Annotated in this window: 6 protein-coding genes and 2 pseudogenes; 4 read left to right on the top strand and 4 right to left on the bottom strand. The window is 58.7% G+C overall.

The annotated features are described in order from the left end of the window. Positions 1–539: 539 nt before the first annotated feature. Positions 540–1,475 (bottom strand): LysR family transcriptional regulator, encoded by a 936-nt coding sequence (locus tag NE850_RS39090; protein ID WP_310700397.1) that lies wholly within the window; start codon positions 1,473–1,475, stop codon positions 540–542. Positions 1,476–1,609: 134 nt separating this feature from the next. Here NE850_RS39090 and NE850_RS39085 point away from each other — a divergent pair, with 134 nt between their 5' ends. After that, positions 1,610–3,160, top strand: a complete 1,551-nt coding sequence (locus NE850_RS39085) for an acetolactate synthase large subunit (protein ID WP_310700398.1) — start codon at positions 1,610–1,612, stop codon at positions 3,158–3,160. A 52-nt stretch (positions 3,161–3,212) separates the two neighbouring features. Beyond that, the gene (locus NE850_RS39080) at positions 3,213–4,649 is read left to right on the top strand and encodes a coniferyl aldehyde dehydrogenase (protein ID WP_310700396.1); all 1,437 of its coding nucleotides are present in this window, start codon (positions 3,213–3,215) and stop codon (positions 4,647–4,649) included. Between the two features lie 673 nt (positions 4,650–5,322). Here NE850_RS39080 and NE850_RS39075 read toward each other — a convergent pair. After that, positions 5,323–5,820: pseudogene (locus NE850_RS39075) on the bottom strand (transposase); the annotation flags it as partial. A gap of 107 nt (positions 5,821–5,927) precedes the next feature. On the opposite strand from NE850_RS39075, the pseudogene NE850_RS39070 reads away from it, so the two are divergent. Then, positions 5,928–7,435 (top strand): annotated as a pseudogene (locus NE850_RS39070) (transposase family protein). A gap of 793 nt (positions 7,436–8,228) precedes the next feature. Further along, on the top strand, positions 8,229–9,398 hold the full coding sequence (locus NE850_RS39065; RefSeq protein WP_007180790.1) for a PIN domain-containing protein: 1,170 nt from the start codon (positions 8,229–8,231) through the stop codon (positions 9,396–9,398). Between the two features lie 833 nt (positions 9,399–10,231). Here NE850_RS39065 and NE850_RS39060 read toward each other — a convergent pair. Both NE850_RS39060 and NE850_RS39055 read right to left on the bottom strand, forming a co-directional pair. Beyond that, positions 10,232–10,657, bottom strand: coding sequence for a hypothetical protein (locus NE850_RS39060; RefSeq protein WP_157187817.1), 426 nt, complete (start codon positions 10,655–10,657; stop codon positions 10,232–10,234). Positions 10,658–10,701: 44 nt separating this feature from the next. Further along, complete coding sequence (locus NE850_RS39055) at positions 10,702–11,235, bottom strand: GNAT family N-acetyltransferase (RefSeq protein WP_007180789.1); 534 nt, start codon at positions 11,233–11,235, stop codon at positions 10,702–10,704. Positions 11,236–11,850 lie beyond the last annotated feature (615 nt).

Below are 11,850 nucleotides of genomic sequence, written 5' to 3'. Positions count from 1 at the left end.
AGACACTCTGGCAATAGTGTGGTCTGACTGCGTTGCGCACCCTCGACAAATCGCCCCATCTGCGCCTCTCGTTCAGCAGGTTGATTCAGTCTAGGTGATCACACGCGTTTTTACACGGCCTCGGCCGAACCCGGTCCGACGTAGACGTCAGGGGATCGCCGCGTGCAGTATTTATGCGAGCAACATCAGGCGGCCCTTTTCGGTCTGTCAACCTGATCGGACCTATAGGGCGGCTCGTGGTACAACGGCCACTCGAAGAGTGAATTACTGCGGCAAGAATATCGACCGCACCTGACATCGCCCGCTTGTAACTCCGTCGCGCGAGTAGCTCGTCCTGACTCTTCCAATCGTCTTCGTCGCTAATCACGACGTCGATGTCGGAAAGCGAAAAATCATACCTACAACAACTCTTCGCGGCTCGGGAATCCAGACGACTTCGTTGAGCATCCTCGGTCGATGCCCATTTCACTTTGTCACTATTCTTAGACAAACCAACTTCTAGCCCGACCGGACTCCGTGACCGCATCTAACCGGCGCGATCACAGGAACATCGCAGCATCCTCCGCGAGCGCCGGTGTAACCTGTGTCTTGAGCGTCTCAAGCCAGGCTTTGGTTTTCGCATCCAGAAATTGCCGTGACGGATACAGAGCGAATGCAGTCACTTCCGGCGACCGCCACGACGGAAGAACGCGAACCAGCCGTCCGTTACGGATCGATTCCTTGACCGTATAGTAAGGCAGCAAGATGATGCCACTGCCCTGCTCTGCCGCCAGGAGAAGGACATCCGGGTTATCGGAAACGATGGGGCCGCCGGGTTCGATCTGAAACGTACGCCTCGCCGATTGCAGGTGCCAGTTCGCTGGCGCAGATGGATTGACCAGCCGGATGCATGCATGGTCCTTCAGTTCACGTGGATGCCTTGGGGTTCCGTGCTGCGCCAGATAGGCGGGCGCAGCACAAAGAATTCCGAAAACTGTGCCCAGCGGAAGCGCGACCAGCCCGGAATCAGCGAGTTCCTTCGCCAGATAGATGCTGACATCAATACCTTCTGCGAGTAGAGCGGGCGTGTACTGCGAAGTCGCGTATTCGACACTGACCTTCGGGAATGCCGCGCAGAATTCGGCGACGAGCGGCGCGACATAGTGCGCTCCGAAGCTACTCATGCATTGCACCTTGAGTCGCCCTGCGGGTTCCACCGTCGCCCCCGATGCGAACGCCTCCGCAATTTCCACCCGCTCGAGAATATCCCGACATTGCGTGACGTAGGTTTCGCCAGTGCTGGTTAATGCAATGCGCCGGGTGGTCCTCTGCAGCAACTTGGTACTCAACCGGTTTTCCAGTCCCGATACGAGTCGCGAAATCTGCGCCGTTGTCAGTTCCATCTGCTCCGCCGCAGCCGTAAACGTGCCTGAGTCTACAACCCTCACGAACGCTGTCATGGCGTGCAACAGTCCATAGTCGAGATCTTTACGCATGATGTAACTAAGTTTCCAATCGGGCCCAATTGTTACTCACAATAGATCTGCCCAGAATGGTCGTCAAGCGGTACTGCGATGAAGTCTTGAGACGGCGCAGGTGCCCACTTTTCGTCATTTTTGGAGCAGATATCATGAATGGTGCAGAAAGCCTGTTGAGATCGCTGGTCGCCAGCGATGTGGACGTATGTTTTGGGAACCCTGGCACGTCGGAGATGCACTTTGTCGCCGCGCTCGACGCCGTCAAGGAGATGCGACCCGTCCTTGGTCTCCAAGAAAATGTGGTCACGGGCGCCGCTGACGGCTACGCACGTATGGCGGGCAAGCCGGCCGCCACGCTGTTGCACTTGGGCCCTGGGCTCGCAAATGGGCTGAGCAATCTTCATAACGCACGACGCGCGTCGAGCCCCGTCGTCAACATTGTCGGCGACCATGCGTCGTCGCATGCACGATATGACGCGCCGCTGGCGTCGGATATCGCAGGTTTTGCCCGCCCGGTATCGGACTGGGTGCATTCGTCGACGAGCGCACGCACAGTTGGTGCTGACGCCGCCCGGGCTGTGCGCGTTGCACGCGAGGCGCCGGGACAGATTGCCACGCTCATTCTTCCCGCCGATACTGCATGGGACACAGCAGAAGGCGTTGCCGCTCCACTGCCGCTCGCGGCGCGGAGCCGAGCCGCCGACTCGACCATCGACCGAATTGCCGGCAAGCTGCGCGCCGGGCTGCAGACCGTGCTGCTGGTCCGAGGCGAGGCGCTGCGAGGCGAAGGTTTGATCGCGGCCGGAAAGATCGCGGTGAAGACAGGCGCGAGACTCGTTTGCGACACCTTCGCGCCGCGTATCGAAAGGGGCACATCCCGCGTGCAGGTGGAGCGCCTTCCCTATTTTGGTGAAGTCGCCACTGAATTTCTCGCAGGCACTGAACTGCTGGTTCTGATAGGCGCCCGTCCGCCCGTCAGCTTCTTTGCCTACCCGGACAAGCCCAGCTGGCTCACGCCGGACGACTGCGAGATCAGCGTCCTGACCCATCCGCACGAAGACAGCACCGCTGCGCTCATGTCGCTGATGGATGCCGTGGATGCACAGCACGCCGAAGAACGCCTCATCCAGCGCGAACCGGTTGAGTTCTCCCTTGACGGCGCACTGGACGCGAAAAGCATCGCGCAGATCGTAACGATGCATCTCCCAATGAACGCGATTGTCGCCGACGAGGGTGTTTCATCGACCTTGCCCTACTACGACATGTTGGGCACAGCTGCGCCACACGATTTTCTGAATCTCACGGGTGGCGCGATCGGCAGCATGATGCCTGTCTCGACGGGCGCCGGGATTGCCTGTCCGGACCGGAAAATTGTGACTCTGGTCGGCGACGGCAGCGCGATGTACACCGTGCAATCCCTCTGGACTCAGGCCCGCGAGAACCTGGATATCGTCACCGTGGTGTATGCCAACCGCGGCTACAAGGTGCTCAACAACGAGTTGCGACGCGTCGGCGCCCCGACCGACGGTGCCGGCGCCTCGGCGATGCTCGAATTGCATACGCCTGCGTTGGACTGGGTTTCGACCGGACAGGGACTCGGCGTCACGTCAGTGCGTGCGACCTCAAAACGCGCGTTCGAACAGGCATTCACCGCAGCGATGGCGCAACGCGGCCCCCGCTTGATCGAAGCCGTGCTTGGCTAATCAAACGCGCATCCGCGCGACAAACCGAGATTCAGATACAGGCAGATAAATCATGTCCAATTTCAAACTTCCCGTTGCCCCCTCTGCAGAACAGATCGGAGCTCACCTTGAAGCGATGAAGCAGGCGCAGCTGCGCGACGGGCCGCCATCCATCGCGTTGCGCAAGGATCGCATCGAGCGCGCGATCGACATGCTGCAAACGAATCGCGACGCACTCGTCGATGCGATTCGGGCCGATTACGGCAGCCGCAGCCGTCAGCAAACGATGCTCGCCGACATCCTGACGCCTATTGAAGGGCTGCGGTTCAACCGCGATCACCTCGACGAATGGATGCGTGCGCAACCGTCTATCGAGCCGTTCCCCGGCGCCAGCGCGCGGGTGGAATATCAGCCGCTGGGGGTCGTCGGCATTATCAGCCCGTGGAATTTCCCCATCGTGCTCGCGATAGGACCGCTGGCGAGTGCGTTTGCCGCAGGCAACCGCGCAATGCTCAAGCCCTCAGAACTCACCCCCGGCACCTCGGAACTGCTGGCCGAGCTAATCGCCCACCACTTCGACGCGGATGAATTCACCGCGGTGCTGGGCGGACCGGAAACTGGCGCGGCGTTCAGCGCGCAGGCCTTCGATCACCTGGTATTCACCGGTAGCACCCAGGTTGCGCATCACATCATGCGCGCTGCCTCGGATAATCTCGTGCCCGTCACGCTAGAACTTGGCGGCAAATCGCCTGTCATTGTGGCACCTGACGCGGATCTCCGGTGCGCCGCCGACCGCGTGTTGACAGTGAAAACGTTCAACGCGGGGCAAATCTGTCTTTCGCCCGACTACGTGCTCGTCGAAGCGGGACGCGTGGATGCCTTTGTCCAACATGCAAAGGCGTCCATCGCGCAGATGTATCCATCTATGTGCGACAACCCCGATTACACGTCCATGGTGACCCGCGCGGGTTTCGAGCGCCAGCACGCGCTCATCGCCGATGCACTCTCGAAGGGTGCACGCGTGGTTAGCCTCGCTCCGTCGGACGAGAATCTGTCCGACCCGACCGTGCGTAAGGTAGCCCCGACATTGATTATCGACGCGACGGATTCCATGCGAGTCATGCAGGAGGAAATCTTCGGGCCGTTGCTGCCGGTGGTGACCTACGAAACACTCGATCAGGCGATCGCTTATGTCAACGCTCACCCCCGCCCGCTCGCGCTTTATCTTTTCAGCGACGAGCCGGGCGTGAGGGCTCGCGTCGCAGCCAATACCACTTCGGGTGCGATGGTCGTGAACGACGCGATGACGCATGTCTTCGTAGATGCCTTGCCGTTTGGAGGAGTCGGCGCGTCCGGCATGGGCCACTACCACGGCATTTATGGTTTTCGCACCCTGAGCCATGCAAAAGCCGTCCTGCTGCAAAGCGAAGGTGGCGAGTCGAATCTTCTGATGCGCGCGCCGTATCCACAGGCGGCTGAAGAGTTTATCGAGAAACTCATTTCGGCGTGATGCAACCCTGCTTAAGTACACGATAACCGTGCGCGGGCAACACAACCGGCTATGTCTGCCGCGCGAGCGGCAGGCGGTTGTCAACATAAGTGGACGGCTGGCAAGGCTGCTTTACAGTTCGCTTTACCAGATGCATCAGGCATCTGTCTATGGGCCGGTACGCGCGGCCTTCCTGATAATGGCAAATCGCATCGGACGGCGTGCGTCGCCCGATCTGAAATTGCACTGACAGCGATGCCGTCACGATTACTTCGAGGCTGCACGGGTGGGCGTCGCTCGCAGCGAGTCCCGAAGCCGCCTCCTTACGATTGCAAGCAAGGCGCGGGAATGCGCTTTCAGCATTTGCGCCTTAGCCAACATGGCCGAGCGCAATCTGCCGGTTGTTCACCCGCGAGCCGCTCGCTGTCCGACGCGGTCGGCAGAAACGGATCTAAACATGATCTATGATGCCTGTGACGATGCCTGTCTAATTATTTGGCTGCGTCCAAGGTACATCGGTCATAGGAACGGCGGCTTTTAGTGCCGCACGAACGACGCTTATTGGCCGAGACCGTATAAAAACGCGTGAGCCGGCGGTCTGTCGAGCGACTGGTGAGGCCGCGCTTCGCAGCTTCCTGTTGTCTACGACTGAACTGATTGCGCCACGCCAGCGCAAGCATAGGCAGGTGTGAGATTACGCGCCTGTGAGCTTCATCGCTCGCAGTGTCTTTGCAAATCCGAGGATCTTCATGACGCGTTTGAGGTTGTACGCCAGCACATGCAAGCTCATTTCAGTCGAGACGTTCCCAAGCCTGCGCATCTGCAAGTGGGTCGAGCCCATCCAGCGCTTTAGCGTGCCAAACACGTGTTCGACCGTTCGTCGCCGTATTGTCATCGCGTCAAGCTGACGATCCAGTCTGCGTTGCATTCTGTCGAGTACCACTTCGTGTTCCCATCGGCGAATGCGCCGATACGGGGCCGGCGTGCACTGTTTTCTGAGTGGACAGTGTGGGCAGGCGCTGCTCCAGTAGGTCCGCAATTTCAGCAGATTGGCACTCTCCAACGAGGTGTAGCGGTATATCGCGCGTTGCCCCGCCGGACACAGATACTGGTCGTCTCTGGTGATGTAAAGGAAGTCGGCTCGGTCGAAGCGGCCGTCAGCCTTTGCACCGGAGGTTTGTGATTTGGGCACGCATTGACTCATCAGAATTGCAACTCGCGCTGACCTGTTGCCTCACGTAGTTTGCTACCGGTCGGATTGTCCGGCGGGAGCGGCTCGAGGTGACGAGGCAAATCAGCATGACGGCACGCAAGGAGTTGGTTGCAGCATTGCAGTTGCGATATAGCGGCGCGACGTTCGGTGAGCGGAGCAGAATCCTCGACGAGTTCGTGGCTTTGACGGGGTATCACCGCAAGCACGCCATCCGGGTGCTGCGTGAGAACCCGGGCGCGATAAAAGGGCCGCGCGAGCGCAACCGGCTATACGACGAGGCGGTGCGTCAGGCGTTAACGATGCTGTGGGAAGCGGCCGACCGAATTTGCGGCAAGCGCCTGAAGGCGTTGATTCCAAAGCTGGTTGATGCCATGGAACGGCACGGCCATCTCGACATGGATCCGGTCATCAGGGCCAAGCTACTCCAGGTCAGTGCGGCGACCATCGATCGCATGCTGGCCAATGCGCGTTTGCATATCGATGGGCAGCGCAAACGCCGCAAGGGTGTGGGCTCCGCCATCCGGCGCAGTATCCCGGTGCGTACCTTTGCCGACTGGCGCGATCCGCCGCCGGGCTTCTTCGAGATCGACATGGTCGAACACTGCGGCGGCACAAAGGTAGACGGCGAGTTCGTCCACACGCTGACGTTGACCGATATCGCCAGCGGCTGGACAGAATGTGTGGCCATGCGTCGGCGTAACCAGGTACTGGTTATAGAAGCGTTCGACAAGGTGGCGGCCGATCTGCCATTCGCGATGCTTGGAGTGGATTCGGATAACGACACCGCATTCATGAACCAGAACGTCTTCGACTATTGCAAGGAGCACGGTCTTGAGCAGACCCGCTCGCGGGCCTACAAGAAAAACGATCAGGCTTGGGTGGAGCAGAAGAACGGCTCCGTCGTGCGGCGACTGGTCGGTTATGGCCGACTGAGCGGCACAGATGCAAGGAACGCGCTCGCGCAGCTATACGCGTCATCGCGTCTATACATTAACTTCTTCCAGCCTTCATTCAAGCTGAAGTCCAAGACGCGCGACGGCGCTCGTGTGCACAAGGCCTACTTAACGCCGGCGACGCCGTGCGACCGGCTTCTGGCCCACGACAGCATCGACCTCACCATCAAGGAGAAACTGAAGGCTCAGTTCGATGGTGTCGACCCCGTGCAGCTGCTGCAGGAGATACGGGTGGCCCAGCAGACATTGAGCGAATTCGCGGCCCACGGCGTGCGTGTCGAAGCAGTACCCGAGGAAGAGCCAGACGTTGCAGTGTTCCTCACGAGTCTCGCTTCGGCATGGAAAGAAGGTGAAGCACGTCCGACACATCGGAAGCAGCCCAAGGCAAAGCACTGGTGGAGAAGCCGGGTCGATCCGTTTGCCGACGCATGGCCGGTGATTGAAGGATGGCTCGTCGCCGAGCCCGGTGTTCAGTCCAGGAGCTAATGAACCGACTGGCCACGATGGTGCCGGATGCGTATGCGAGCAAGGCGCAGCTACGAACGCTGCAACGCAGGGTCAAGGCATGGCGAGCCGAGCGTGTGAGGGAAATGGTTCTAGGAAACACGGGCAGGTCCGCCGACGCGTCAGCTGAAGTGTGAAACGCAAAACCTGAAAGTTGCCGGGGGCCGGGCGCTCCGCGCCCGGGAAACCAGGAAAGAAAGAAAAAAGAAGACGGAACGACAACAACCCCTCGGGTAACATTCCTTCTTGAGGCAACACGACCGGCCATCCTGCTTGACGTTATCCACTAATGAACGCTTTATAGCTTACGGTGCGCTGGCCATCGGTGCCCTTCTTATCGTAAGCGCTCCATTTCTTAAGCCTAGGCTTGATCGCTACCTTGCAAAGGTGATTGATTGATGGGTTGCGGCGTCCCGGAGCAAGGTTACACAGGCGCGGGCGGGCACCGGCGGCATCATCAAGGCCGAACGGCGAGAGCGGTTCACACGCTCAACGCAAACATCGGCGAATCGCGCGTACACGCAGGCCGTCATCGACGCGATGCGCACTGAAGCGTCATCGTGATTGCGGGCGCGATGTCGATCTCGGCCGGCCGTCGCGATCGCCCTTCATTGGCTGCGTTGACTACTAATCCCACACCGCCATCAGAAGCCGGTCCGAAGTAGCTTAAGAGCCGCCATCAACAGCCCGAAACTGGGAACGGCGGGTCGGGGGGCGACTGCAGAGCCTCGCCCATCGGCGGGATCCGCGGCGATCAACGGCGCCAGACGTCGTTCCGAGTTCAGCCAGGTGCAGTCATTCGCGGCGCGTTCGTGAAGATGTTTGGACGTCGCATCCTATTCGAAGGTGCTCCCGCGATCATCAAACCCCGGGAAATATGACTTGCGCCGTGCGAGAATCAGACCGTTACGGGTAACTGGACGAACGTTCATGGACGAGAAAATCAACAATCAAATCCTCGCCGGTGAGATCACCGCGCTGACAATTGACACGTCGATCTTTGAAAAGAACGGTCTCGCGCTGGAGAGCGGGCTGCTCGCTCAGCTCGAGCAGTTTCGCGAAAGCGAGTTTGAACTCGTCATAGCGAATACGGTGGCTAATGAGGTGAAGCGGCATCTCGCAAAAAATGCAACGGACGCGACGAAGGCGTTACGCACTGCACTGGCGCAGACCGCCAAGCATCAAGCGTTGAGTTCGGCGCATCAGGAGGAACTGACCGCACTGAGCAATGTCGCGGCATCGGATGATGATGCGCGCGCCCGGAAGCGGTTCGACGACTGGGCACAGCGTGTTGGGGCGGATATCATTCATGAGGATGAATTTGCCTCGATCGGTGAGGTCATGCGCCGCTACGAGGCGGGTAAACCGCCATTCGCGGAAACCGGCGAGAAAAAACAAGAATTTCCTGATGCAGTGGCGCTGTCCACCCTCGAAGGCTGGGCAGAGGACCGCGACACGCGAATTCTGGCCGTCGCACATGACAAAGACTGGCAACGTTATGGTGCACAGTCAAAGCGGCTCGTTGTGGTCGACGATCTCGCTGATGCACTGTCTACGATTCAGGGGCTGGGAGCGGCCCGCGAGCCTGCAGTACGCCTCGCTACGCAGTTTGTAGCCGGAGATGCTGTGGGACTTCATGCCGCAATACTCGAAGCCGCCCGACACCAGGTGGACAAGTTCGAGTTTCGTGTTGAAGCCGACTCCCAGTTCGCGGTCGAGGAAGAAGGCGTTGAGGCAACAGTTGACGATATCAGCCTTGACATTCCCGACGCAACCGGCGCTACCCTGGACACGATATCGCATGACGACGGGCAGGCGGTGATCAAGGTTAGTGGAACCGCCTCTTTGCAAATCGACGTGCACTTCAGCTTTGAAAAATTTGACAGCATTGATCGCGATTACGTTGGCATGGGTAGCGCCACAATTCCTGACAACGTCGAGATTGAGTTCGAGGCGCTGGTGACGGTTCAGATCGATGCAGATGGGTTGACACTAGATAGTGTCGAATTGTTGCCGGTTACGCACGATATGTATTTCAACGACATCGAACCGGACTGGATGAGCGATCCCGACAACTACGACACTGACGACCGGGGGTAAGGTAAGCGCACGCTTTCAGCTGGTCGAGACTGCGTTGCATTGCGACCTTGTTCCTGTGCCAGTATCAGTGAGGGGTCTGGTCGCCGCATTCTGGCCGAGCATCAGCCGCGCCTCGCTGCCCGACCGCGCCCTCTGCGGTGCGTCAACTCGCGAAAGTTAGCTGGCCAATCGGCCGGCGGAATAAAACTGAGTGAGAGTTGCGACGTAGCCCACTGTCTGTTCTGGGTCAATACATGCCCTACTGATGATAGACGCGCCGTCCTCAGGCGAAGTGCCACGAACGACGGGCGAGAAATGTAAAGCGTCCGCGTATCTGGAATCGCCTGAACTCCGGCGAAGGCCGATAACGTGCCGACAAAAACATGGCCGCCCGAACGGCCGTTGCAGCTTGAAAACCGCCTTTGAGTCCACACGGCTTTCTTGCCGGCTCATTCGTCTTAGTCGTAAGGCGATGCCGGCGGCCAATATCGACCGTCAATCCAACGCCGGCTTACGGCACGAGAGTGCTCACGTGCCAGCAAATTTCCGTCGTCGAGACTTAGCAATGCGTCAAGACAACGCGACCGGCTACCAACGTTTGATCATGGCGAGAGAATAGCACTGCAGATGCTGACGACAAATCGGCTACCCATATAGTCAGCCATGCTCTGCCATCGATCACGATGATCATGCCTTCGTTCGGCGCCGATCATGAGGTCTCAGCCCGGATGCGACAAGGGAGGTTCGGACCGCTACGGCAGTTCATTATCCGCAAGCGGTCATTGCCGGCCTGCCTGTGCGAGCGACCGGGTTGGGTCACACAGGGGTCGCCCATCTTTCTCCAAAGCTGCCGCTCAAATCGCTATAGCGTGACGAGCTTCACCTGAAAGAATCACGCCGTCTATTCCGGCCAGTATCGCTACCATTCCAAAACTTGCGACCATTGCTTGCCCTAAAAACAGGAATAACGCGCTGATGCAGACTCCGCCCAAAATAACGGAAATTTGCAGAGCCCGTTCTTCTATTCCAAATAACTTGGTGCTTCGCGGAAGAGCCCTTTGTAGAAGTGGTCCTAGTAGCATCCAAAGGAGTGACGCCGGAATGTAGCAAGCCACGGCAAAAAAAACGCGGCTCCTGGTATCGGAGCGCGAATCCAGACAACTGCGATCGCCATCAACCCCAACGCGACATACCAACAAATCCGCAGCCGATATTTCCTTCCCATCTTTATCCTCCCGGACTGAAAACATATTGTCAGCGATTCCGCGCCTCTGCTTCAATCTCGCCTCCTGGCCGGCGGATGTCAGTTTGTGGGCCGAACCGCTTATGCCTCGCTCATGACTGGCCGGCGAGGAATTCTGTAAACGACGGATATGTACTTTGGTGTCGCGCGGCTTTCCACAATGACGCCGCCCAACGATTCGGCGATGCGCCGGCTGGCGCGGTTCTCTTCGGCAACCGGATAGGTAAAACTGGCACAGCCAATGGTTCGCGTTGCCCAGTGTGCAACCAGAGTTACGGCCTCGCGACCAAAACCATTTCGATGATGATCTTCGCGAATCCAGATGCCGAGTTCCGGGCTCTCGGTGCGTACGCGGTGAAGGCCGGTCAACCCAAGGAAACTCCCGTCAGCGCGTTGCCGGATTGCGAATACATAGTCCGATCCGTCGTCTATCGCCGGTATCCAGGACCGCCAAACACCATCGAAGTCATGCCGGGATGCCGGCGGCTCCCACGCCATGTAACGGGTGAGCGAAGGAGTTATGCATGAGAACGTGGCATCCGCGTCGTTGGCCGAGAACGGTTTGATCAAGAGCCGGGTTGATTCAATCTGGATTTCTGTCGGTTGCAGCAGCATCTCAGGTTTTCCGTCGAAGGTTGTTTACGCTCACCAATTGTCGACGAATCAGAAACGTGTGTCGAACGTCTCTTCATGGCCCGCGCTGGGTCACACGACCGAGGACGACGGTCGCTCTCACTTTAAGCACCCGGCTTGCCTTTCATACATAGCTCGCGAATAGGGAAGGAGATCGTCGTCGTAACGGGCGCTGTATTTTCCGTAGCCGACGAACTCGTAGTGAATGTTCATCGCCTGAATATGTGACGATGCCCAGAACGTCCATACCCATTGGCTGCCTGCCTCGTTGACGCTCCGAGCAGCGTCTCCGTCCGGCCCATGCGGGATGCATGCGGGAAGAGAGTTGCCGCGCCCATCCGGGCAATACCAAACTTCATGAAGGTAACAGTCGCGCGGGAAAAAGGACCACGTGCCCACGGCTTCGACTCGGACTTATGGCGAAATCGTGATGTTCAGGCGCTAATCAAACGCAAGTTTGATATTTACCATTCTGGGGCGGCCCCCGTGAAAACCGGACACGAGGAACGCTTAAACTTTGAGGTAGTCTTACGCCTATGTTTAAGCCCAGCTCTAACGTGGAACCCATTGAAGTTTTGACCCAGCCCGAACAGCGCC

Origin of the sequence: Paraburkholderia sp. USG1 (assembly GCF_031570135.1) — a bacterium.
Taxonomy (GTDB): domain Bacteria; phylum Pseudomonadota; class Gammaproteobacteria; order Burkholderiales; family Burkholderiaceae; genus Paraburkholderia; species Paraburkholderia dioscoreae.
Note: the sequence above shows the minus strand (reverse complement) of the source record. Positions and strands in the feature narration are given on the sequence as shown.

Excerpts from the sequence above, each read along its gene's own strand:
- NE850_RS39055 (WP_007180789.1), bottom strand. The coding sequence starts at position 11,235 with ATGCTGCTGCAACCGACAGAAATCCAGATTGAATCAACCCGGCTCTTG.
- NE850_RS39080 (WP_310700396.1), top strand. The coding sequence starts at position 3,213 with ATGTCCAATTTCAAACTTCCCGTTGCCCCCTCTGCAGAACAGATCGGA.
- NE850_RS39085 (WP_310700398.1), top strand. The coding sequence starts at position 1,610 with ATGAATGGTGCAGAAAGCCTGTTGAGATCGCTGGTCGCCAGCGATGTG.
- NE850_RS39090 (WP_310700397.1), bottom strand. The coding sequence starts at position 1,475 with ATGCGTAAAGATCTCGACTATGGACTGTTGCACGCCATGACAGCGTTC.
- NE850_RS39065 (WP_007180790.1), top strand. The coding sequence starts at position 8,229 with ATGGACGAGAAAATCAACAATCAAATCCTCGCCGGTGAGATCACCGCG.